Annotated in this window: 17 protein-coding genes; 8 read left to right on the top strand and 9 right to left on the bottom strand. The window is 45.3% G+C overall.

Annotated elements, in window-relative coordinates:
* Positions 1–22: 22 nt before the first annotated feature.
* Positions 23–859, bottom strand: coding sequence for a 5-deoxy-glucuronate isomerase (locus tag A3EU_RS0104670; RefSeq protein ID WP_425412647.1), 837 nt, complete (start codon positions 857–859; stop codon positions 23–25).
* A 291-nt stretch (positions 860–1,150) separates the two neighbouring features.
* Here A3EU_RS0104670 and A3EU_RS34150 point away from each other — a divergent pair, with 291 nt between their 5' ends.
* Entirely contained in the window at positions 1,151–1,288 is a 138-nt protein-coding gene (locus A3EU_RS34150) for a hypothetical protein (RefSeq protein WP_020534966.1), read from the top strand.
* Between the two features lie 107 nt (positions 1,289–1,395).
* On the opposite strand, the gene kduD is transcribed toward A3EU_RS34150, so the two are convergent.
* Entirely contained in the window at positions 1,396–2,157 is a 762-nt protein-coding gene (kduD, locus tag A3EU_RS0104660) for a 2-dehydro-3-deoxy-D-gluconate 5-dehydrogenase KduD (protein WP_020534965.1), read from the bottom strand.
* A 320-nt stretch (positions 2,158–2,477) separates the two neighbouring features.
* On the opposite strand from kduD, the gene A3EU_RS0104655 reads away from it, so the two are divergent.
* Genes A3EU_RS0104655 through A3EU_RS0104645 form a run of 3 tightly spaced genes read left to right on the top strand, consistent with a single transcriptional unit; the run spans position 2,478 to position 7,839 of the window.
* Entirely contained in the window at positions 2,478–6,761 is a 4,284-nt protein-coding gene (locus A3EU_RS0104655; RefSeq protein ID WP_083937256.1) for a hybrid sensor histidine kinase/response regulator transcription factor, read from the top strand.
* Positions 6,746–7,000 (top strand): alpha/beta family hydrolase, encoded by a 255-nt coding sequence (locus A3EU_RS0104650; RefSeq protein ID WP_342670964.1) that lies wholly within the window; start codon positions 6,746–6,748, stop codon positions 6,998–7,000. Before A3EU_RS0104655 ends, A3EU_RS0104650 begins: the two co-directional genes overlap by 16 nt.
* Positions 7,001–7,059: 59 nt before the next feature.
* Positions 7,060–7,839, top strand: a complete 780-nt coding sequence (locus A3EU_RS0104645) for a M90 family metallopeptidase (protein WP_020534962.1) — start codon at positions 7,060–7,062, stop codon at positions 7,837–7,839.
* Between the two features lie 155 nt (positions 7,840–7,994).
* Here A3EU_RS0104645 and A3EU_RS0104640 read toward each other — a convergent pair whose 3' ends face one another.
* Positions 7,995–8,711, bottom strand: coding sequence for a LytR/AlgR family response regulator transcription factor (locus A3EU_RS0104640; RefSeq protein WP_020534961.1), 717 nt, complete (start codon positions 8,709–8,711; stop codon positions 7,995–7,997).
* Positions 8,692–9,765 carry a sensor histidine kinase gene (locus A3EU_RS29405; protein WP_020534960.1) on the bottom strand — a complete coding sequence of 358 codons (1,074 nt, stop codon included), beginning with the start codon at positions 9,763–9,765 and terminating at the stop codon, positions 8,692–8,694. The genes A3EU_RS0104640 and A3EU_RS29405 overlap by 20 nt, the downstream gene beginning before the upstream one ends.
* A gap of 214 nt (positions 9,766–9,979) precedes the next feature.
* Here A3EU_RS29405 and A3EU_RS0104630 point away from each other — a divergent pair, with 214 nt between their 5' ends.
* From A3EU_RS0104630 to A3EU_RS0104615, 4 genes are all read left to right on the top strand, one after another.
* A complete protein-coding gene (locus A3EU_RS0104630) occupies positions 9,980–12,394 on the top strand; it encodes a TonB-dependent receptor (protein WP_020534959.1) in 2,415 nt (804 codons plus the stop codon).
* 109 nt (positions 12,395–12,503) lie between these two features.
* A complete protein-coding gene (locus A3EU_RS32500) occupies positions 12,504–13,661 on the top strand; it encodes a serine hydrolase domain-containing protein (RefSeq protein WP_020534958.1) in 1,158 nt (385 codons plus the stop codon).
* A gap of 32 nt (positions 13,662–13,693) precedes the next feature.
* Complete coding sequence (locus A3EU_RS0104620; RefSeq protein WP_020534957.1) at positions 13,694–14,611, top strand: ABC transporter ATP-binding protein; 918 nt, start codon at positions 13,694–13,696, stop codon at positions 14,609–14,611.
* Positions 14,601–15,407 (top strand): ABC transporter permease, encoded by an 807-nt coding sequence (locus A3EU_RS0104615; RefSeq protein ID WP_020534956.1) that lies wholly within the window; start codon positions 14,601–14,603, stop codon positions 15,405–15,407. Before A3EU_RS0104620 ends, A3EU_RS0104615 begins: the two co-directional genes overlap by 11 nt.
* A 2-nt stretch (positions 15,408–15,409) precedes the next feature.
* On the opposite strand, the gene A3EU_RS0104610 is transcribed toward A3EU_RS0104615, so the two are convergent.
* From A3EU_RS0104610 to A3EU_RS0104590, 5 genes are all read right to left on the bottom strand, one after another.
* On the bottom strand, positions 15,410–16,516 hold the full coding sequence (locus A3EU_RS0104610; protein WP_020534955.1) for an adenylate/guanylate cyclase domain-containing protein: 1,107 nt from the start codon (positions 16,514–16,516) through the stop codon (positions 15,410–15,412).
* Positions 16,516–17,373, bottom strand: coding sequence for an SDR family oxidoreductase (locus A3EU_RS0104605; protein ID WP_020534954.1), 858 nt, complete (start codon positions 17,371–17,373; stop codon positions 16,516–16,518). Before A3EU_RS0104605 ends, A3EU_RS0104610 begins: the two co-directional genes overlap by 1 nt.
* A gap of 209 nt (positions 17,374–17,582) precedes the next feature.
* Positions 17,583–20,426 (bottom strand): TIM-barrel domain-containing protein, encoded by a 2,844-nt coding sequence (locus tag A3EU_RS0104600; protein ID WP_020534953.1) that lies wholly within the window; start codon positions 20,424–20,426, stop codon positions 17,583–17,585.
* Between the two features lie 66 nt (positions 20,427–20,492).
* A complete protein-coding gene (locus A3EU_RS32495) occupies positions 20,493–22,070 on the bottom strand; it encodes a hypothetical protein (RefSeq protein WP_020534952.1) in 1,578 nt (525 codons plus the stop codon).
* A gap of 370 nt (positions 22,071–22,440) precedes the next feature.
* A complete protein-coding gene (locus A3EU_RS0104590; RefSeq protein ID WP_020534951.1) occupies positions 22,441–23,913 on the bottom strand; it encodes a glutamate synthase subunit beta in 1,473 nt (490 codons plus the stop codon).
* Positions 23,914–24,019: the final 106 nt, after the last annotated feature.

Here is a 24,019-nt window from a genome sequence, read left to right as displayed (position 1 = left end):
TCTTTTGTAGTAGGAACTATTCCTACCATTCGTTTTCGTAACCCGGCTTATTGTAAATTTCTGCCCAATCACGATGGCCTTCTGTAAAACTGGCCAAGCACCAGGTGAACATAAAGTCAACCGCTGGCGGTGCTATGGTATCGTGGTAAGTAGGCGTAACATTAATAGCTACTTCATCAAAAATATGAGCGTAGACATTTACTTTTTCTTCAGGTAAGGCACAGTTTTGGAGAACGTACGGAACGTCGCCTTCAATCTCCGTTTCACAACGAAAATGGTAAATTTCTTCTTTGGCGTTAGCGCCTAATCCGTGAGGGCCATCAGGGCCGTNAAAGTGGGGAGGATAACTACCTACACCACCTCGATGAGCCATATAAGTATCGCCGAATAATAATCGATTAGCCTGGACATTCTTATCAACCAGCTTAAATACGGTCCGCTCTGACATGGGGCGCTGACTTCCTAAATCAGTAGCTAGCTCAGTGCCTTCAATATCTGTGTGCCGAACCAGTTTATCAGGGTACTTCGTGTGACAAGACACTGCTTTAAATTCGCTTACATCACAAAACTCCTTGCTGCTAAGGCTTACTTCAGAATCAACACTAACGTAGAGAACATCTCCTTTCCCCAAGGTGTACGTTTGGCCGTTGGTCGTTATAGATACTTCTCCACGATTGATATAGTAAACGGCTTCTGCTTTATCTAAGCTGCGACTTGCTGTTCCTTCCTGAAGAACGATTCTTGCAAGGCGAAGAAATTCGAAGCTCGAATTTTCTTCCGTAATAATCTCTTGCACCCCTGGAGCAGGAATTGCATTAAAGGCTTCTACCTTTCTGATTTCATTTTTTTGAGGAACCATTACCTGTAGATCGTGCCGACGTTCCTTTGGAGATTGAGGAGATATTGTCTTCGTCTTACCTATTGTTTTTGGCTGTACCATATTTGTTTTTAATATCGTTTCACCCAAAGGTAGCTTAACCCCTTGCGCAGCGATTATTCATTATTTATCAATTACCTAGCTGTTTATAACATTTGTTGCAAATCACAGGGAAGAGTAGTGAAATTAGCGCATTGCTCACCGTATTCTAAAACCAAATCTCCGTGAAATACCTCTTCTGCATGGTTTTTACCATAATAGTTTGCATTTGCAATGCTCAACAAAATTATCCATTACAAGCTGGAAGACATTGAGAACGAACGCCGTGTAGGCTACGGCTTTTATGGAAAATGGGCCAAGAGATTACTAGTTAAAGAGTTTCCTGCCTGGCAGGAAAAGTGGGTTGATTGAGGGGGTGTTCGTTCCGATGTATCGGAACTCACGAAGGGTGCTTGTTCCTCGCGGGGGTGTTCGCTGCGCTCACGGTAAGTGCTCGCTTTGCTCGCGGGGGGCTATGTTTACCGGGCCATCCATCCGCCATCGACGGGAATCATGGTGCCATTTACGTAATCACTGGCAGGCGAGGCTAAAAACACAACGGCACCTCCCAGGTCGGTTGCTTCTCCCCAACGGCCGGCAGGGATTCGCTTGGTGATTTCTGCATTTCGGGCAGGGTCACCCTGTAATTTTTGCGTATTGTCGGTTTTGAAGTAGCCCGGTGCAATAGCATTCACCTGAATATTGTACTGCGCCCATTCGTTGGCCAGTGCTTTGGTAACGCCGGCAATGCCGTGCTTACTTGCGGTGTAAGCTGGTACGGTAATACCACCTGAATAAGAAAGCATTGAAGCGGTATTGATAATTTTTCCACCGCCGTTTTTAATCATTTCTGCGCCCGCAAGCTGTGAAAGGTAGAAAGCCGAGGTAAGATTCACTTCCAGCACCCGATCCCAATCAGAAAGGGGAAAATCTACTGCGGGATGCCGCGCAATGGTACCGCCATTATTAACAAGAATATCAATCTGTCCACACGCTTCTTGTGCTGCTTCGAACAGTTTTTTCACTTCCTCCCGCTTACTTAAATCAGCAGCCAATCCTATTCCTTTCCCGCCAGCAGCTTTGATCAACTCCAGCGTTTTATCCGTTCCTCCAGGGCTAGAGCTACAACAAACGACAAACGCGCCAGCATGAGAAAGTGCAATGGCCATTCCCTGACCGAGCCCACGGCTGGCACCAGTAATTAAAACGTTTTTACCACTTAAAGAGAAAGGAGTATTCATATTTTGGAAGTTTTCACCATATCAACTAATACTCGTAAAGGTCGGTATTGAGCAATAAGAGAAACACCCGTTTTTTACCAAATAAGGTGCATAAATTAACTCAACACAACCGTTTTACTTTATACTAATGGTTATTTGACGTAAGAGAGTTCGCAAAAAACAATAGACTTTCCTACTTTAGTTTTTTTACACCAATCCTTACAACAGAATAAATTCCCGCAAAAACATCTCAATCCATACTTAATTTTGCAACCTTTGTTCAACTCAAATAAAACACCTATCTTCCTTTTCAAGCATTCTACAGGAAAGAGTTTTAGATTATGGGGAGGTTTATCCTAATACTGCATTTCATTCTTTGGGGAGGATTAATGGCTTGGGCTGCTCAACCATATAATCCGCAGATCGTCAATCCTTTGACAGAGCCATGGCGTTGGAAACATTTCCCCGAACTGGAAGGCAAGGGTATTCGTCACGTAGTAGAATCTGCCGACCAAAAGGTGTGGGTGAGTTACAATGACGGTGTTCTTGAATACGATGGTTACGATTGGAAAACGCATAATCAGGATAACGGCCTAACAGCCTCGCCGGTCGAGCAATTGCTTGTTGCAAAAGATGGTTCCATTTATGCGACCGCCTCCAATGGCATCTACCGCTATGATGGCCAGCAGTGGGTTCACTTCTTCGAAGGGCCTGCCAACCAAACCATAACCTATCATAGCATTAAGCAGCTACGTGATCAAAGTGTAATAGCTTGTGCCGACTGGGGGTTCATTCATTTATTAACAAATGGAGACACCCGCATTTACACTTCAGCAACAAAAGCGGAAGACCTTAAGAAACGCCTTCCCGGATCTGAATATATTCTTTTACCAAAAGATTTGCTAACCACTGAGGGGGATATGATCTATGCCTCCGACGTTCTTGAAACGAATGAGGGTGAGGTATGGTTTGCCGTCACCACTAAAATGGAAGTGGGAAAACTGCTGCGTTTTAAATGGAAGGACGTAAGGGATGGCAAGATTGATCATTTCGAGGTGATTGCCAGCCAGAAAGATTTTGAATTAGGAGAAGACCAAAGAATGCTCCTGGCCGCTGACGGAAAAATTTGGGTAATCAACTCCACTTCCAACAAGGGTATTCATATTTACGATGGTGAAAATTGGGAGACCATTTTTATCAATAAACTTTTTGGTAGCGATGAATACCTTGCAGACATCGTACAATCCGTCAATGGTACCATTTGGCTTAGCTCTATGGCCAAAATTTTTGCTTACCATCAAGGGCGGTGGGCGGTGTATAAAGCACCTGTTTATCCTGTACCTGCCAACCGCATCATTTTGCAAAATAGCCAAAGTGACCAAATATGGGTAGCTGGCTATAAATCTAAAGTCCTTCTTCTGGATTTCTCTACCGAGCAGTGGCTTACTTACGAAAACCTCAGTTTCCAATGTGAAATTGCTCCTGATGAAGAGCTCTTTCTGGAACGCAATAACCGGCTTATTCATCGCAAAGGAAGCATTTGGACCTCCTACGGCGTAGAAGATGGCCTGATGGACGCTCCAATACGAGTAATAAGAACATCAAAAGGACAAATATGGGCTGCCGGTTCTCACCAGGGTTACGCCGCTACTGCTTTGTATGTAGACGGACGGTGGGAGCGCCACATCCATAGAGAACTATCCTGGGGCATTGACTATCGGGCTGTATTCGAGGCGCGGGATGGCGCGCTTTGGTTTGGCGGAGCCGTAGATGGGGAGAAAGTTTATGGCTTCTACAGTGGGGTACTACAACTCACCAACCCTGAAGCCGAAGAGCTGACCTGGATACAGCACCCTTTTCAGGAAAACGGTCTCACACAAGCCAACTCTTACGGTATCGGGCAATCTAAAGATGGTAAGATTTGGCTGGGAGGTAGCCAATTGTTGTTTTATAATGGAAAGACCTGGAATACCTTACCAGATGAACGCCTCCAGCAATACGTTAACTACGTTTGTAGTACGGATGAATTACTGCTGGTAGGATCCAGGTATTACGGACTGTTCGTATACGATGGTAAGACGTGGAAAAACTACAATACCTCTTCTGGCCTTTCCGGCAATACAATCATTAGTATTGACGCACTTTCCGATAGTATGATTATCGTAGCCACAGAAAATGGCATCTCAAAATTTGATGGAACCTCTTGGACGCAGGATATTTTCCCGGAGCGCCTCAATATGGATTTTGAAGGAGGCACCATTTATCATACCGACAAATACATTTGGGTCAACCATGTACCGCGTAGTTGGAAACGCCGAGCTTACCAGCGTAATATAGCCGAGGAGGAGAATGGGCAATTCTTTACCACGCGCTATCGCCCCAGTAGCAAACCACCGGAAACCAGCTTTGATTTCTTTTTGGAAAGCGTTTCCTCCGACGGTAATACACTGATTTCGTGGAAAGGGAAAGACTACTTCGCTAAAACTGCCGCTACCCGACTAATGTATGCTTACCGGTTGAATGGAGGCAAATGGTCTCCTTTTACAAAAGATCAACAGTTCACTTTCACGAGCCTCCCTAGTGGAAATCACATCCTGGAAGTCATGGCCCGCGACCTGGATTTTAATGTAGACCCCACGCCTGCGCGTATTGAATTTGAGGTTATGCCTCCTATTTGGAAACAAGCCTGGTTTATTACGCTCATTCTTGCATTCCTTACTATTTTCCTGATTTACGAATACCGCGTTATTTCCAAAAAGAAAAAATTGGAAATACTGAACGAGTCGCTACGGCAAGCAAATGACAAACTGAAAGAGCGAGGACGGAAGATAGAAACTCAAAACCATGAAATCCTTGCTCAGCAAGGGCAAATCCTCGAGCAATCAAAAGTTTTAGAGCGCAATAACATCGACCTTGAATCTCGTAATGAGGAAATCCGTCAGCAACGGGATAAGCTCGAAGACATGGTGGAACAGGTTGAAAGTCTCTCAAAAGCAAAGCTTGGTTTCTTTACCAATATTTCCCACGAATTGCGTACCCCCATAACCCTTATCCTGGGGCCCATTTCTCAGTTGATCAAGGAAAGTGGAGTGCTGTCACTGGAAAAAAGGCAGCAGTATTACGGGACCATCGAACGTAATGCTTCTCGCTTACACAAGCTTATTAATCAGCTTTTGGAGATGCGCCGCATTGAGCACAGTACGCTGGAACTCAACCTCAGTGACATTTACCTGGCCAACTATATATCCAGCATGGTGAGGCTTTTTGATGGCCTTGCGCTCAACCGTGACATTCATTTAGAGTTTATTGACCACAGCCGCGACAACATCACGCTTCTCGATTCTGATAAGGTAGAGAAAATCATGGTCAATCTGCTCTCCAATGCCTTCAAGTTCACACCAGAAGGTAGCAGTATTACGGTAGAGCTTTCTACGGTAAAAGCATCTGAAAGAAACCTGAGTCCTTTTTACGAAAACTACTTTGAAATTATCGTTGAAGATACGGGTACAGGGATGAGCCAGGAAATCATTGATTTGATTTTTGACAAGTACTATACCACGGGTACCGGGATCACGGGTTCCCATAATTCTGGCATAGGTCTTTATTATGTCAAAGACCTCGTCTACCTTATGCAAGGTGATATTAAGGTAGACAGCCAACTTGGAAAGGGGACAAAATTCACTATTTACCTACCCCAGGTTTTGAAAAAAGAAGAGCTCACAAAGGATGCTGTACTGGAAAAACCTGCGCTAAAGATGGCGCGCCAGGAAGCCTCCTTGCTCATGGATACACTTACGGAAGAAGCCCCTCTGACCGCAAGTCATCTCCCTGACAACAGCAACAAATTGCCGCGAGTCCTGGTGGTGGAAGACAACCCAGATATGCAGCATTTCCTTGAAGACATTCTTAGTAAACAATACCAGATCACCACTGCAAACAATGGCCTGGAAGGGTTAAAAATGGCTCGCAACCAATCCTTTGACCTCATTCTCAGCGATGTGATGATGCCAGAAATGGATGGTATTACTTTCTGTAAAAAGATCAAGGAAGACTTTGCGACCAGCCACCTTCCTGTGATTCTCCTCACGGCCAAAGCCATGGAAGAAAGTAAGCTAGACGGCTATATAAAAGGTGCCGATGACTATATCACCAAACCCTTTAACCCTGAATTACTGCTGGTAAGGGTAAACAACCTCTTACAACAGCGTGCGCAGCTACGGGAAGTCTTCAATAAAAACTTTATGCTTACACCTAAAACGGAGACCATTGCGTCTCCTGATGAAGAATTCCTGGCACGCTTAGTTAATTTGATGAATGAAAACCTGTCTGAAGCCGAGTTCAATGTCAAGTCGATGTGCCAGTCGATGCACCTCAGTCACATGCATTTTATCAGAAAGGTGAAGCAATTAACTGGCAAAAAGCCGATAGATTTATTGAAATCTTTCCGAATGAAGAAGGCCAAGGATATTCTGGCACAACAAAAGCTGACCATCGCTGAGGTCGCATATATGGTTGGATTTGATCTTCCTAATTCCTTCAGTAGATCTTTCAAAAAAGAGTTTGACCTTACACCAACAGAATTTGTGAAAAACATTTCTGAAATCAGTGAATATCAAGACAGCTAGAGAACAGCACGAAAATACCAGATATTAGTATTCCTCAATTGTTTCTCCAAGGCACGCGTGACACCTTTGCTAAAACGAACCTTATTACGGAAGTATGCGAAGGATTGCCATTAGCCAAACTCGTCATTATTGAAGGCGGAGACCACTCCTTCAAAATGCTAAAGCGGTCGGGTGTTACGCAAGAAGAAGCGATTCAAAAGCTGGCGGAAGAGACGGCCGTTTTTGCGCAAGGTTTGTAAGCAGCTGCGTAGGAAATGCTATCTTTAAGAATAGCCCACCACCTTTCACCCCTAACAACATGACCTCAGGCACCCTCATTGCTTTTATTATTATCGCTCTCTTCGGCGCTGGCTGGAAGCTCTTCTTCCAATCAGATCAACTGCCGCCAACGCCGTTTCCTGAGTCTTGGCGAAAGATTCTCAACGATAGAGTGAGGTACTACAAAAAACTATCCGCCGAAGAACAGCCCCGCTTTGAACAGGCAGTTCTCCAATTTTTTGAAGATGTTGATATCACAGGGATAGAAACCGAGCTTTCGGATACCGACCGACTACTGGTGGCAGCTAGTGCGACCATTCCGCTATTTGGGTTTCCTGGTTGGCGTTATCATAACCTCAATGAGGTGTTGCTGTACGAAAACACCTTCAACCACGATTACCAAACGGAAGGTGATGAACGTAACATCCTCGGCATGGTGGGCACAGGGGCGATGCAGCGGATGATGATTTTATCAAAACGGGCACTCCACCAGGGTTTTGATGACCAACGCAGCAAGAGTAATGTGGGTATTCACGAATTTGTCCACTTACTCGACAAGGCTGACGGTGAAACCGATGGCATCCCCGAAATGCTAATGGAAAGCCCCTACATCATTCCATGGCTGAAGGAGATGCACGAAGAAATCAATGATATAAAAGATCGGGATTCAGACATCAACCCTTATGGTGCAACGAATCAGGCAGAGTTCTTGAGCGTCGCCGCTGAGTATTTCTTTAGCCAACCTCACCTTTTTGAGCGTAAGCATCCTGATCTTTTCGCCTTGATGGAGACGATTTTCCGGCAGGATTTGTCAGGGTAGATCAGGGTAGATTCATGAATTTATCTTATCGGCAGGATTTGTCTTGATTTAAACCACCAAAGGGCACCTAAGGTTTTTTTGAACCATTTAAGGGATTATAAGGGCATATAAGAAGGGGGATTGTGCAGCTTATACGGGTTCAGCCTACACAGGAATCAAATTAGATTGAGCTGTAACCGCCGCAAGACTTCTTCGCGATGGTTTTGGCCAATGGGTAGGGTCTTGTCTCCGATGGTGAGGTTGGTTTGGGTAAATCGATCCACTTTTGTGAGGGCGACCAAATAGCTGCGATGAATTCGGGTAAAATGCTGCGGAGGAAGTTTTTGCTCCATCTGGCTGATGCCCAGTAAGGTCGTATGATTACTTGTAGTCGTCACAATTTTCACATGGTTACGCAAGCTTTCGATGTAGAGCACTTCCGCTAGGAGGATTTTGATAAACTGCCGATCACTTTTGATATAAAAGAAGGTGGAACTTTCTTCCTTGGCTGGCTCGACATGGTTGACAATCGGGGCCGTTCTTTGCTGTAGTCGGTAAATTTTTCCTACAGATTTCAGAAACCTGTCCAGGGAAATAGGTTTTAGTAAATAATCTACAACATCTAGTTCAAAGCCTTCCAGCGCAAATTCTCGGTGGGCAGTCGTCAAAATTACGGGGGGCTTATTGGGCATTGATTTCAGCAGGCTCAATCCCGATATTTTTGGCATCTGAATATCCAGAAACACCAAGTCTATGTCTTGCTGTTGCAAGATCGTGAAAGCATCCATTGCATTGTAACATACAGCAGTAACCTCCATTCCATCAATCTGCTGGATATGGTTTTCGATCACTTTTACCGCAAGTTCTTCGTCATCAACGATGAGGCATTTCATGATCCAGGTTCAATTTGAGGGTGATTAAATAGGTATCGTTTTCGGTAATTTCCAATTCATAGCTCTCTGGATAAAGCAAAGCCAGGCGCTTTTGCACGTTGGCCAAGCCTACCCCACTCTGCGTTTTGGGCATCGTTTCTTCCGTAGTCATCGTGGGAATACTGTTTTCTACCAGATAGGTCAGGTCGCCATTTTCCACCCACAGATTGACACGAATCCAAGCCTTGGTTTCATCTGTTTCAGCACCATGCTTAAAAGCGTTTTCCAAAAAAGGCATCAGTAAGAGCGGAGCTATGGTTTTCCCTGCGACATCCCCTCCTAATTCAAAAGAAAAATCCAGCCGCTTTCCGTATCGGATTTTTTCAAGTTCAACGTAATTCTGTAAATTTTCAATCTCTTTTTCCAAATCAATTTGAGGCCGTTCACAGTCATACAACATATAACTCATCATGTTCGAAAGCCGCACAACTACCTCGGATGCTTGAGAATGCCGGGTCAGCACCATCCCATAAAGGTTGTTCAGGGTATTAAACAAGAAATGAGGATGCAGCTGATTCTTGAGAATCTTCAGTTCTGCCCCTAGTTTCTGTTCCACCAACTGCGTCGCACGTTTCTCTTGAAGGTGCTGCTGCTGATAAAGCTTAAACATCATCGGCAAGCTGGCGATATAGATCAAATCAATCACCTTGTAGATAATTTTTGTACTCCAAAAACGGGGCGCGTCGTAGATAAAATACACTGGGTTAAGATAGTAATGATAAAGGACCCAAATAGCAATCCCCCCAATGATAGAGGACAAAATAAACAAGGGAAAAAACGTAGCGTATCGCTTGGTAAGTAGGTAATTAGGCACCAAGTAATAGATTACAAAATAGGTAAACGGCAACTTGAACCCCATGATCATCAGCTCCACGCCTGTCCAGGTAAGAAAGCTCCCCTCTAGGTGGGTACTATTGGTAGCGGCGTACAATATCAGCCAAGCCATCCAGTACAAAACATGCCTGCTAACTCTCTCCCACGACCAGCCTTGATAGGTTTTCTCAATTTGAAACATGGTAGCAATGTATCAGAAAAACGGCAATTCTTTCCAAGATAAGTACTAAACCCGGCTTAAGCCCTACCAACAAGGCGCTGAGCAATACGAAAAGGCTTTACGCTACACAAAACCCTTCCGTCCTTATTCATTGAGGGTTAGGCATTTATCCCCCAAAAACACATTAAACACTGTTTTCTTGCAGACCATTCAATAACATCAATCCTACCCGACGATGAAACATCTTTCACTCACCCTTTTTTCTATCCTCGCCTTGTTTAGCCTCCAGGCTCAGCAATCGCTCACTGGAACCATCACCGATACAGAAGATCAGCCCTTGGCTTTTGCCAATGTATTGTTGCTTCAAGCCGAGGATACAACCTTTATCAAAGGGGCCATCACCGACCTAGATGGCCTGTTTGTGATTGCCAATATTCCTTCAGGTGCTTACTTTATACGAGCCAGCATGATGGGATATGAAGAACAGCAAACACCTCTAATTCAAGTTCGTGACAATCAGCAAGCAACACCCCTCAGTTTTTCCTTGCGGGAAGATATTACAGCCCTCGATGAGGTCACCGTTACCGCCAAGAAGCCGCTCTTCGAACAGCTGATCGACCGCACCGTCATCAATGTCCAAAACAGCATCACTGCCGCCGGTGCTACGGCGCTGGACATCCTGGAACGCTCGCCTGGCGTAAGGGTTGACCGTATCAATAACCAAATCACAATGCAAGCCAAACAAGGCGTCGTGATCATGCTCAATGGCAAACGCATTCGCATGGAAGTAGAGGGTCTGATCCAATATCTCCAGAGTATGCCGGCAGACAACATTGAGAAAATCGAACTCATTACAACGCCTCCTGCATCCTTTGACGCCGAAGGAAATGCAGGCATCATCAATATTGTAACCATCAATCAAACGGAAGATGGCCTCAGTGGCAGTGCTACGTTCAACACGGGTTATGGCTTGCGCCCAAAATATGGCACGAGCATCAACATGAATTTGAGAACGCGTAAAATCAACCTCTTCACCGACTTCTCAGCGAACTACGATTATACCCGGCACAAGATGGATATTTATCGTAAAAACACCTTTGGCCAGCAGGTCACTACCGCCAATATTCACAGCGACCGCCCTGCCTTGACTAAAATCTACAATGGCCGTATTGGCCTCGACCTTTATGCTAGCGACCAGACGATTGTAGGGGGCATGGTATCCGGCTTTTACCGCCATTGGTTTATGGAAGCCGAAACGAGAACCACCCTCACCAATGAACTCGAAGAAGTGCAATACAATGACCTACTGGTGGAAGAAACCAACGAATGGAATCACTGGTTGGCCAACCTAAACATCAGACACACCTTCACCGATAAGAGCAGCTTGGCCATAGACTTTGACTTCCTCGACTATTTCGATAACAATCCTGTTAATTATCAAGAAAGCAACCGTGATCAGCACCAGCTTCTGCTCAGTGAACGTGATTTTTCGTCGACCAAAGAAACGCCCATCGGCTTCACGGTACTAAAGGCCGACTACAGCAAAGAATGGAACGACCAGCTAAAATTCCAGACAGGGTTCAAAGCCACCAACTCCAGCTTCACCAATAATCTCAGCCTGTTTGATCTCGAAAATGGCGACCGAATCTATGATCAAAGATTCACCGACTCCGGCACGCTTAAAGAAATGATCGGTGCCCTATATTTCTCGGCAGATTATACCCTGAGCGAGGCCATCACAACCAAGATCGGCGGACGCTACGAATACTATGACAGCCAGCTGACCAGCAGTAAAGAGGGGCCAATAAGTGTGCAAAAATTCGGCCGTTTTTTTCCGTCTATCTTTTTGACGTACCAGCTCGACGACAACAATCAACTACAGTTTTCCTACGCCGAGCGTATCAATCGGCCCGCCTTTAGTGAGTTGGCGCCGTTCTTTCTCTTCTTTGGTTACAACACCGTTTTCACAGGTAACCCAAAGGTAAAACCCACTATTAGCCAGCAAATCAGTGCTTCTTTTCGCCACAAAAGCCTGCTGATCAACATGGAATTTTCTGACCAAGACAACCCCATCAGTTTCCAACCCCAAGTAAATGCAGAAGAAAATCTCCTCATTGCTAATGCCGAAAACATGGAAGATGCCAAATCGGCCATGATCTCTGTAAATACGCCTTTTCAAATAACGGATTGGTGGGAAACACGACTCAATGTTGCTGCTTACTGGATTCGGCTACAGCCGCGTTATGAAGGCGAACTCATCACGGTTACCAACACTTACCTGACCGCTAACCTGGCGCAAAACATCCAACTTCCTAAGCATTTTCAATTTGAAATAACCACGCAGTTGAATAGCGCTCGCCAATGGGGGCTAGGCCAGACCAAGCCTTATGCTGCCTTGAATATGGGCCTGCAAAAATCCATCGGAGAAAACACCAAAATGAGCTTCAACTGGAGCAATATGTTTCATCTCGGTTCTCAGTGGATCTACGAAATCGACCGCCCCGAGCTCAACCTCGAATACAGCTGGAAGTACAGAATGGAAGGAAATATCTTCCGGCTCAGTCTAACTCATCAATTTGGAAACCCAGCCGTAAAAAAGGCCAACCAACGCGCCACCGGCTCCGAAGAAGAGCAACGACGATTGAACTAAAACTTTTTAAGCTTTATACACTAACTTTGGGAGGCGCTGTTGAAGCGCCTCTTTTTTTAGTCCTTGTTAAAGCGCACTGACTTAGCTCTGAGGCTCGTTAAACCTTAATATGAGACCATCCATTTACGCTTTTCTTATTTTCTCCGTGCTATGTTCTTGTCATACTGTTGATACCGATGTCGCACCAGATCAGATAGAACCAACGCTGCAGGAAATACTACAACTGGCACTAGACGATTCGTTCGAACAAGTCCCTGGTGCAAGCTTGACCGTCATTGCTCCTGAGTTGGATTTACACTGGACGGGTTCTGCAGGATTCGATAGCGAAGAACGAGAACGGGAATTGAGTGCCGATCAACCTTTTCGGATTGCCAGCGTCACCAAAACTTTTGTTGCAGCAGCCATGCTACGTTTGCACGAAACGGGCCGCCTGAACCTTGAAGACCCTATTGATGGTTACCTGCTGGAAGANCATCGCCAACTGTTGCTCGATCACCACTACCCTACTGACAGTATCACTTGGCGGCAGTGCCTCAACCAAACCAGTGGCCTCTACGATTACGCGATGGGCGGACGCACTTTTGCTGAATTGATTATCAACAACCCTCAGCGGGTATGGACGCGCACAGAGCAGGTTGCCTTGGCTATGGAGAGCGGACAGGCTACCGGCAGCCCCGGCGAGCGGTACAGCTACGGCGATACGGGTTACATCCTTGCCGGGGCTACCCTGGAGGCCATTACCGACACCAATTTGGGCGTCGCCCTGCGGCAATTATTGCATTACGATCAACTGGGCATGAGCAGCACTTGGCTGGAACGCATCGAAGACGGTCCAACAAAGCACCCTCCTTTTGTTAACCGTTATTTCCAGCGCTACAACACCACCGAATGGGATCCCTCCATGGATCTCTACGGCGGTGGTGGACTGATTTCCACAACGGATGACCTTGCTACTTTCACCCACGCATTGTTCAACGAGCAGATTTTTAATCAAGCCACTACCCTCGATTTGATGCTTCAAGCACCGGAATACGCTCCTACTTACCTTCCCGAAGAAGATGAGCGTTTTAAAGATTACCGACTAGGACTCTGGCGAATCTCCATTTTTGGAGAAGATGCCTTTATGCACGGTGGACTGTGGGGCACAGGCATTCTTCATGTACCTGCTTACAATTGTACGGTTGCCGTCAACTATACCAAAGGGCGATGGGATCGTTTGCTAAAGCAGGTGGTTTTGGTAATCAAAAATGCGCATGAAAATAAATAAGTATTGAGCAGAAAATAAAAAGCCCTAGTAATATGTCGATCCTATCCGTCAGCAACCTGCATTTTTCTTACACCAAAGGGCAACCCATCCTCAAAGGACTAAACCTCAACGTCCCAGAAAATAGCATCTATGGATTTTTAGGAAGTAACGGCGCAGGCAAAAGCACGACTATCCGCAACTTGCTGGGGCTACTCACGCCTCAATCGGGTGAAATCACTTTGTTTGGCAAAACCAATCCACATAAAGATCGCTCGTGCTATCGCCAAGTAGGTTCCCTCATCGAGGCCCCCTCTCTTTATCCTAATTTATCGGCTCACGATCACCTGCGGCTGGCTTGTCGTTATCAGCAAGTTTCCAGTGATCAGATTATGCCGGTATTACAAAAAGTCGGCCTTTGGCAACATAGGCATAAAGCCAGCAAGAAATACTCTACAGGAATGAAGCAGCGCTTGGGGCTGGCCATTGCACTTTTGCACGAACCCAAGCTCCTCATACTGGACGAACCCACCAATGGCCTCGACCCACAAGGCATCAGCGATATCAGAGATTTGATTAAGCTACTCTGTGAAGAAGGCAAAACGATTTTACTATCCAGTCACCTTCTTACAGAAATTGAAAAAACCGTCACCCACCTCGGTATCCTCAAAGATGGCCAACTGGTTTTTGAAGGCAACCAAGCTGCCCTCGAAGAATGGAAAGCCAAACATCTGAAGTTAGCAATCCGCACCAATGACCAAGACCGAGCCAATGTGCTACTAACTTCCGCATACCAAGTGCAATCGACAAAAGATTACCTCTACCTACAGCTTTCGACAGAATCTGACATTCCTGTCATTGTCCGTCAGTTGGTAACCGAAGGCTTAGATATTTACGAAGCCAAGCTTGTGCGCAGTGATTTGGAAGGCTTATTTATGGAACTCAATAAAGACAACACCAATCATGGCCAATAGCAGCATCTCTCCTTTAGCCCTATTGCGTGCTGAACTCATCAAGCTCAAACATAGCCCCGTTTGGTACATCCTCTTACTGGGTATTTTACTCACAGCTTCGGGGGTATTTCTCGGGCACCTCATGGATGCTCACAACATGGTAAAGTTAAACATAGACCCCTGGCAACGCTACTTTAAAGTCTCTCTTGCTATTTTCAACTTGTTCATTGTCGTCCCTTATCTACTCTTACTCGTTAGCTCCACAGTATTTATCGAGCAGCGTGCTGATGCATGGAAGTACCTCTACGCACTGCCTTCTGGCCGTGGGGTGTTTTACATTACAAAATTGGTCCTCATCCTCTTGCTTTACCTCTTCAGCTTGGCAATGCTGATTGTAGGATTGGTGCTCTCTGGCTATTGCCTCAATATTTTCTTGCCGGAATATGAATTCACCTATTACCAGCCTGACCTCCTTAATCTCATCGAGTTCATGAGGCACTTCTTTATTGCCAGCTTAGGGTTGATCGCTTGGCAATACTGGCTTTCCTTACGCTTCAAAAACATCTTAGTACCACTGGGCATTGGCGTATTTGGCTTCGTCCTTGGCATTATCATGTCAGCTACCGGGCAAAAAATCGCCCTATATTTCCCCTACGCTTTACCAATGATTGTAAAAGACATGGACATGTTTAGAAACGAATACATTACCCCCTCTTTCATCAATGGTTTGAACAACGTAGAACTACACAGTATTGCTTTCTTTCTGGTGTTTGGTCTACTGGGCTACTGGTGGGAAAATAACCGAGAAGTCGTATAACTTCAGAAGGCTCTGCTGATCGCAAATAACTCTTTTGACTCTTCTTTGCCTCTCAGTTCGATTGCGCCAAGGAACTTGGAGGAGTAACAAGGTTTCAAATCAAGCTGATCGAGCATCTCCGCCGAAACGATGAGATCAGTCTCATAGCTGTTACACAATCCTTGAATTCTCGCAGCTGCATTCAAAACATCACCCGAGAATAGGATGTCCTTTTTTATGGTACCAATTTCTCCTGTGGTAACTTTTCCGTAATGTATCCCGGCCTTAAAAGTTGGGATCTGCCCAAATTTATCGTTAAAGAAGCCTTCTTTTCCCTCCAGGCTTCCCCTCATTGCAAAAAAGCAGTCGATACAGCGATGGTCTCGTTTATCTCCTTCAAATTTCCACGACAAGATGATCTCGTCACCTACATATCCGTAGACCTCTCCTTCATTTTCAATGATCGCATCCGTAAAGCAATGATAATAATCTCGCAACAACTTAAAATAGGCTAAGTGGCCAAGTTGTTCCGCAATCGTTGTTGATGATTTCATGTCTAAAAACATAAAAATCCTTTCTTCTTCAACAGGGTTATGATACTTCCCTGTAAAGAAATTCATCAATACACCTTGGCCGATAAACTCACTAATTTCTGTATAGAAAAGCGAAAGAATAAGCGCCGTTCCTAACTGTACAGCAGTACTTAAATGAGTAATACTCGTGATATAATTACCATACTTTTCCCAAACACGTGAATCAAAAATAGAAGCATCCAATTCTAAGCTGGCGGCTATTGGAAAAGTAACCAATACAATTAGGAAGAAGAACAGGGAATAGATAAAGAACTTGTAAAGAGACCTTATCGCAAAGTTCTTATGAAGAAAAGCTTCATGTAAATATTTAAGCTCAATAAACCCGGTGAGCAAGCCTACCACAGTGATTGCTACACTTGATAATAAGAATATCTGAATGTCCATACGGATGGCTGTGTCAGGGAGCTCCAATGAACTTCCTGATACTGCCAATTCAACGAGAATAAAGACCCAGCCCGACAATAACCAAATCAAACCGAAGGGGATAATCTGATGTAGGTCTCTCTTTGTTTTTGCACCTACCTTTAAAACATTCATTACGCTTCCTCTTCTAGGCGCATAAAAAATTCTTTCAAGGTGTGGTAGCCGTACTTATTGGTCGCCATATCTAAGGCCATTACGTTCAAGAAAAACTCCGTCGTTCCATAACTGGCCTTTCCCATAAATACAGCAGCTATACGAAGTAGCAGCCTCCTTACCCAATCAGGGACATAGGTGATTTTGGTTTCTCTACCGACAGCATCAAAAGCGATCTCGGCTATTTGCTGATGAGTCAATGTTTCTTTTCCGCCCACTTCAATGACTTGTTCATTCTGAAACACTGCATCTACACAAACTTTTGCAAGGTCAGCGCCGTGGATGGGGTTCGCTTTCGTGGTTCCATCACCAAAAAGATACACGCGGCCACGCTTGGCCATTTCGTAAAACTCCTTCATGTCGGAAAAGAACCCACTGGGGCGAATAATACAGTATGCTAAACCTGAACTTTTTAGCGCCTGAACAAAGCGCTCTTTTGCTGCGCAAATTTGTAGGTGAGTCAAGTCCTCTCCATGTAATACCGAAACGTAAACAAACTTCTTAACGCCGCTTTTAATGGCTTCATCAAGGAGGTTTTTGTTCGCCTGATAGTCTACATCCATATAGGTCAACCCGTCCTTTTGGCGGGTGATCCCTACCGTTGAAATGAGGACATCAGCACCCTCCAAACATCCTGCCAAAGAACTTGAATCTGTTACTTGCGCCTCAATTATTTGCGAAGAAGCTAATCCCAATGCATCCAATTTCCGTGGACTACGTGCTATGGCTTGAAAGTCCAATTGGCGTCTTTGCAAGTGTTGAACAATATGGCTTCCCAAATAACCTGTAGCGCCTGCGATTACTATTTTTTTCATCATTTTCGAATTAAACGTTTGTTTGCCAATAAAGAATCAAAAAAAGGAATCCTTTATTACAATTGATTGTACAAAGGTGAGGCAATCCTATCGCTGCATCGTCCCGAAATGAAATTGCGGACGTTTTTCTAATAAAAATAGTTCTTCCAATAAAAATCCCCTTCATCACGATGATATCGCAATGAAGGGGCACTAAAAAACTGGACCCAATTCTAGTAAACAGCCTCTATGATTGCTTTCGCTGCTGTATCCTGAATTTTCACGAAAGTGATTTTCAAACCAGCATCATAAAAGTAAGCGTTACTCGCACTGTTATCCAGGTCGTTCTTGCTTGCTACTCCGCTTAGGGGTTTCCCCTTCGCGGATACACTAACAGGAGGATTGGTACCAATAAGTGCTACAAAATAGTACTTCTCCTTCGGCGCATACTTATCGTAAGTGCGCTGAACCGTCACCTTTTGACCATTGGTAATGCCCTCGTGGCTAATTTCCGTCACCCGGTATGCGCCAGACTCTTCCGCAGCGGTCGTCGTCTCGTCATCCTGGTAAAGGGTATAGGTACTATCTTTCCCTGGGTAAATCTGGAAAGTGATCGGGTTGACCGATAATTCCCCCACATATTGCTCCAACTCCCGCAAAGGAATGATAGCCCCTTCCCGAACATAAACAGGAACAAGGTCCATTGGCACGTCCCAGTTTTGAGTAGTTCCTCCCGGTGTTGGGGCGCTCAGAACTTCCGTATTGTCATTGAAAACGTACCATTCGCTGCCCGCAGGTAGGTAGACATCACGATTATAGGTATTAGGCGTCACTACCGGTGCTACCAAAATATCCTTTCCTAAGAAAAACTGGTCATCACAATGCTGGTACACCTGTGGATCAATAGGATCGTTCACAAACAGGGCACGAGCGATAGGCAAACCATTTTGCGTATTTTCATACATCGCATCATAGAAAACCTGCAATAAGCGGTAACGAATTTCTACGTACTTGCGGCAATTACTCAATACGGGTTCTCCGTAGTTGTAGGGCTCCTGAAACGCTTTGGTATACTTATCGTAGTGATTGCGATACCAAGGCAAAAAGGCACCACTGGTCATCCAGCGGGTCAACAACTCAGGGTCTGTCACCCCATTGGTGCGGGAACTTCCCGTACCATTTGCAAAACCACCAATATCGCAACCAGAAATAGGCTGGCCCGTTAAGCCAATATTGAGCACCTCAGGCACATTGATTTTAAGAAAATCCCAGCTAGAAGCCGAATCTCCTGTCCAAATACCTGCATAACGGTGAACGCCAGCATAACCGCCCCTGGCTATGATAAAGTTACGCTTCTTGTAATTGTAGGTCCCTTTAAAAGAGTCACTGGATTTCAACTTGGTGATCCCCTCGTAGGTGGCCTTAATCAAGTTTATCGCAAATGAATTGTGAATCTTCGCATTGGGTTCATAACCACCAGTACGCGTATCGTACATCATGATATCCAGCGGAAGCGTTTTGTCAGGATAATTATCATCAAAGTTAGGAATCAGGGCAGGACAAGTCATGTCTTGCCAGATCATATCCAAACCTATCGACAATAGGTACTCGTACTGCTCTCCCCACCACTTTTGGATATCGGGGTTACCCATGTCGGAATAGAAGCCGTAGGTTCCCAGATCTGGGTTATTACCAGGATACCCCGGTGAAGGTGAGTACTTCTCAACAACAGTACTCGTACCATACCCTTCATTAGCAATAAAAATATTTGGGTCCTCGCCCTGATTCGCCCGTGTGTTGTAAATGAAAGCATGAACTGGTGCGTCGTCTTTGTAGGTAGATTTCGCAGCATTATCATGGTTAAGATTCAGAATATTGTCCCGAGTCGGGTAAGGCGTATCCGTATTCCCGTTTTCATCTAAAGGGTTAGCGGTAATGATGCCCGTGATGTTGGTACTGCACTTAAAACCAGCACTATGTAGGCCATCAAACATCCCTTTTGCATCGGGAAACTTGCGGTTACTACTTGTAAAAGTGCGATAGTTATCCTGGAAATCAACATCGATGTGCAAGCCATCAATCGGGAAGTTATTGTTGCGGTAATCTTGCGCTACCCCTTCCAGTATCTCGCGGGTATAATAGCCGTAACCTCCTTGTTGGTAACCAAAGGCATACTTTGGCGGCATTGCCGATCCACCTGTAAGTATAGCATACTGGCGCATTACATCATTGATGGGGTTTTCAGCATCACCAACCATAATGTAGTAATCCAACTCGCCATACAAAGCACCAAAATAGTACTTCCCACTCATGTCGGAGTAATCACTGGCCTCCATATTGAAGTAAGTCTGCGCTACATTGTCTAAAAACAGGCCATAACTGTAAAGTGAACCAGCCAGGTTATTCGGATCAGTGTAGCCAACCGCCAAAGCAAGTGGCATGGTATTATAGAGTGGCCCAGAAGGATTAAGCGGTCCACCTTCTTTTTGTGAATCGGGTATCATCCGCGAGCCATCAGAAGCGATATCGTTATAGGTGAAGTTATCGTAGTTGAAAAAGGTCATTGTAAAAGACCGCTTGTTCAACTGATCACCAGCTTTCTCACCAAATCCGTAATATTTTTCGTTAGTTGGCGCTTTTTTCAAGTTGGCAACAGCCTCGTTGCTGTAGATGAGGTTCTTTTCGTAAGTATCCTCATGAATCAATTGCCCGTTCTTATAAACAGCAATCCCGTAGGGGTACAAGCCCACCTTCACCTGCAGGATACCTGTATCAAGCAGCAAGGTGCCTCCATTATCTGGAAGTGTTTGCACCGAGAGGTTTACTGGCCCCAAGTTGCGATTGACGACCGCGTAAGAATTGTTATTATCATAATCACTGGCTTGTTTCGCAGCGGGGTTAAACCGGACTCTCAGCGCCGTAGCAGATAGAAAGGATAGCTGAACAACTCGGTTATCCTGGTTAGTCAATAAAATTGTATTGGCATCTGACTGGGTCCAATTGACTGGCCCCATTTGATTCCAACCATCAGCATTAGCTTGAAATTCGTCGACTTGGACGAAACGATAGGTTGACATAATATAGATTGTTTTCAAAGGCGAGCAGTGTCGCCAAATATGGGTTAAAAAACGTTCGAGGTTTACTTATTGCTTTGAAGGCGTTTTGGTGACGGGGCGAGTTTTAGGTGCTTGCTTGAAACTTGCTTTCAACTGCATCAACCAACTAAAATCACCAATAGCCTGACTTTCATAGAGATAGCGTTGTCCAAAGATGGCCGTTCGCTTACCGCTAATGATCGTATCTCTTACCGCAATGGAAGCCGAAGCGTGGCAACCCACGCAGCTTTCTGTACCAAAAATAAGTTCGGTGGTTTGCTGAGGGAAGCCTTCAATTTGCAACCAGGCTGGTTCATTGGCAATGAGATAATTGAAATCTGTTCCTTGAGTTGCTCCTTGAAAATAGGTCTCCATCACCATATTGGTAAGGTATACTGGCGTAGCGTCTCCTCCGGCCTTATTGATGACTGCTTCGGGAACAGCACGCTTAGTGGTATCCGAAGGAGGAGGAACAGGATAAGGAGCTTTGGTTGGATTAGTTGGCCACTGCGCACCAATCAATTGATAATACTGAAGAGGTGAATTTGCCGCGCCAAGTACCCCTTGCACCTGTGTATTCAACGCTTGTGTGGACATGGCAATGGGTAAAACCCGCTGAATTTGATTCTTGACCACATCCGCACTGGTATCCGGGAAAACATTGATCGGACAAGTTTGGCAATTGGGGTCATAAAAAGAAGGTTTGAGATTATGACCATTATGGGTAGCCAATACATTGACTTCCAGGTTGTCAACATGCTCAAAAGTGGCCCAAACCCATTGTGGAGAGGATACCGTCTTAGTGGAAATATGCATCCCCACCATCCCAACAGTAGCTTCCGTAAAAGTTTTATCAGGGTTTAATACACAAGCCGTACGGTGGTAATAGCGATCAAGGAAGGGATCATCCTCAGCCATGATTTTCCAAGCCAACTTGATTTCTATAGCCCCCTGCTTTTTCTTATTTCCAGAAGGAAAAGTAACCACCTTGGTACCATTCTCGGAAAACTTGATTTGGCCATCCAGGTTGTAAAGTTCATTTTTGACGATATAGTCAAACTCCACCTCGTTCATTCGAACTTCATAGCGCACTATGTTCCCATTCTGATCCCAGATGGGCGCAGAAAAAGCCTGATCGATTTCATCAGCATAATCGGTATCGTTTAAATGAGCAAACTTACTGGTACGGTAAAGAATGTTTTCACAGTCATCAACTTTGTTTTGCGAAAACAAGGGCAGCTCATCTGTACCCCAAGGAGTTGGCTTCGAGCCATCACTTTTGTACACTTCATAACTTTCTTTCCAAGTGTTCCAAAGTGGTTCTCCTGAGCCCGTGATCTTTGATGCTGGTTTCCCGTTTTCATACGGCCAGTTTAAAGCTACAAACAGCTGCCAGGAAAAAACCTCAAAAAGCCGTTGAACTTCGTTGAATTTTCCGGCATCTTCCAGTGCTTTTTTCTCAGCTAAATTGACATCATAAGGTGTCGTAGGTGTGAGCTTAGGGGGAAAATCAAGGCCTCCAGTACCTTTGCTGTAGGGAATACTAGATAGGCCAGCAATTCCAATACACAGGACAAGGGCATAGGCGCTCCTTTTCCAAATTTTGTTGAATTTTGAAGTAATCATTGAATATGGTGTTGGGGTGTTAAATGCAAGCTACTGGCTAGCACCAATAGTACATTCACACCTTAGGTGAAAAAGTCAAACCAACCAAAGCCTGGCTTTAGAGCTTGTTTGGCACGACCTCGATTGCCTCCAAGCGGCAATTTTTATTTCATACTGTGTTAAATTTTTCGTCGAATCGCCCGCATTCGACTGCAAAATTTACCTTGTCTGAAATAAAACTTGCTCACTTTCGGCTACCACGAAGTAGCCGCGAAGCGAATCATGCCGTACCAAACAAGCTCTTAGCCAAGCTTTGCACAAGGTAATCTACTCGTATTACCTATATGCAAATTCTTATTAAATCAACTTCAAGCTTTCAATCAATAATACGCTAAGCATTCACCACCAATTTCCCCTGGTCTCTGGCCTCCAACACACTCTCGCCTTCTTCCAGAAAGGCATCAACAGCCTTGGCGGCTTCCCGGCCTTCACTGATGGCCCAAACGACGAGGCTTTGTCCACGGCGCATATCGCCAGCGGCAAAGATTTTAGGAACAGTGGTTTGGTAATTATTGGCAAGCACATTTCCGCGCTCATCGAGTCCTATTCCTAGTTGTTCCAACAAGCCTTGCTTTTGAGGATGTAGAAAACCTGCCGCTAGCAGCAACAGTTCACAAGGCCAATCCTTTTCAGTACCTTCCTGAGGAAGCATATTGAAGCGACCAGTCTCCGGATCTTTATCCCAAAGTACGCGCACCGTACGGATAGCTTTTATGGCACCGTGCTCATCTTTGATGATTTCTTTGGTCATTAGTGCCCATTCCCGTTCACAGCCTTCTTCGTGGCTGGTGGAGGTACGTAAAATCATGGGCCAGTTGGGCCAGTTATTTTCGGCACGCTCGGTAGGAGGCTTGCTCATGATCTCAATTTGAGTCACCGAGGCTGCTCCTTGCCTATTGGAAGTCCCGACGCAATCGGCTCCAGTATCGCCACCACCGATGACGATCACGTTTTTGCCCGTCGCTAAAAGTGGCAGCTGGTTGCTGATATCCTTACCGGCTACCCGCTTGTTATTTTGCTTGAGGAATTCCATCGCAAAATGAACGCCTTTGCTATCCCGGCCAGGAATCGGCAGATCGCGAGGGATAGTAGAACCTCCACATAGCACCACTGCAGCATAATCAGCTAACAAGCGCCCAACAGGAATATTCTCTCCTACATTAGCATTCGTCTGAAAACGTACGCCGGCGGCTTCCATCACTGCCAGCCGTCGGTCAATCACACTTTTTTCAAGCTTAAAATCAGGAATTCCGTAGCGAAGTAATCCACCGATAGCATCATCTCTTTCAAAAACGGTAACAGTATGGCCAGCACGATTTAGCTGGTCTGCGGCGGCTAGCCCGGCGGGACCACTGCCTACTACTGCCACTTGCTTGCCAGTACGGCTGGTTGGTGGATTGGGGCGAACATAACCGCGCTCGTAAGCAACCTCCGCAATGCTTTTCTCGATATGCTCAATAGCTACCGGCGGCTGGTTGATCCCCAATACACAAGCTGATTCACAAGGGGCCGGACAAATCCTTCCGGTGAATTCAGGGAAGTTATTCGTGCTACTCAGAATATCATAAGCCGTACGCCAGTCTTCTTCATAAACAGCATCATTGAACTCTGGAATGATATNTCCCAACGGGCAGCCGTTATGGCAAAAAGGTACACCACAGTCCATGCAACGCGAGGCTTGGGCTATCGTTTTTTCAGGAGGAAACTCCTGGTACAATTCTTTGTAATCTTTCTTGCGCTCTTGCACAGGCCGTAGCTCGGGAAGGCTTCTATCGTGGGTCAAAAATCCTTTAGGATCGGCCATATTATTTAGGTTGATGGTTGTTGGTTGATTGTTGTTGGTTGGATGGTTTGGGGGTGTAAAGGTTTTGGGAAGTCGGAAATATTTGATATTGCTAGTGAGTAAACTT

Source organism: Lewinella cohaerens DSM 23179 (assembly GCF_000379805.1).
Lineage (GTDB): Bacteria > Bacteroidota > Bacteroidia > Chitinophagales > Saprospiraceae > Lewinella > Lewinella cohaerens.
This window is presented reverse-complemented; position numbering and strand designations above follow the sequence as displayed.

Excerpts from the sequence above, each read along its gene's own strand:
- A3EU_RS34150 (WP_020534966.1), top strand. The coding sequence starts at position 1,151 with ATGCTCAACAAAATTATCCATTACAAGCTGGAAGACATTGAGAACGAA.
- kduD (WP_020534965.1), bottom strand. The coding sequence starts at position 2,157 with ATGAATACTCCTTTCTCTTTAAGTGGTAAAAACGTTTTAATTACTGGT.
- A3EU_RS0104655 (WP_083937256.1), top strand. The coding sequence starts at position 2,478 with ATGGGGAGGTTTATCCTAATACTGCATTTCATTCTTTGGGGAGGATTA.
- A3EU_RS0104645 (WP_020534962.1), top strand. The coding sequence starts at position 7,060 with ATGACCTCAGGCACCCTCATTGCTTTTATTATTATCGCTCTCTTCGGC.
- A3EU_RS0104640 (WP_020534961.1), bottom strand. The coding sequence starts at position 8,711 with ATGAAATGCCTCATCGTTGATGACGAAGAACTTGCGGTAAAAGTGATC.
- A3EU_RS29405 (WP_020534960.1), bottom strand. The coding sequence starts at position 9,765 with ATGTTTCAAATTGAGAAAACCTATCAAGGCTGGTCGTGGGAGAGAGTT.
- A3EU_RS0104630 (WP_020534959.1), top strand. The coding sequence starts at position 9,980 with ATGAAACATCTTTCACTCACCCTTTTTTCTATCCTCGCCTTGTTTAGC.
- A3EU_RS0104620 (WP_020534957.1), top strand. The coding sequence starts at position 13,694 with ATGTCGATCCTATCCGTCAGCAACCTGCATTTTTCTTACACCAAAGGG.
- A3EU_RS0104615 (WP_020534956.1), top strand. The coding sequence starts at position 14,601 with ATGGCCAATAGCAGCATCTCTCCTTTAGCCCTATTGCGTGCTGAACTC.
- A3EU_RS0104610 (WP_020534955.1), bottom strand. The coding sequence starts at position 16,516 with ATGAATGTTTTAAAGGTAGGTGCAAAAACAAAGAGAGACCTACATCAG.
- A3EU_RS0104605 (WP_020534954.1), bottom strand. The coding sequence starts at position 17,373 with ATGATGAAAAAAATAGTAATCGCAGGCGCTACAGGTTATTTGGGAAGC.
- A3EU_RS0104600 (WP_020534953.1), bottom strand. The coding sequence starts at position 20,426 with ATGTCAACCTATCGTTTCGTCCAAGTCGACGAATTTCAAGCTAATGCT.
- A3EU_RS32495 (WP_020534952.1), bottom strand. The coding sequence starts at position 22,070 with ATGATTACTTCAAAATTCAACAAAATTTGGAAAAGGAGCGCCTATGCC.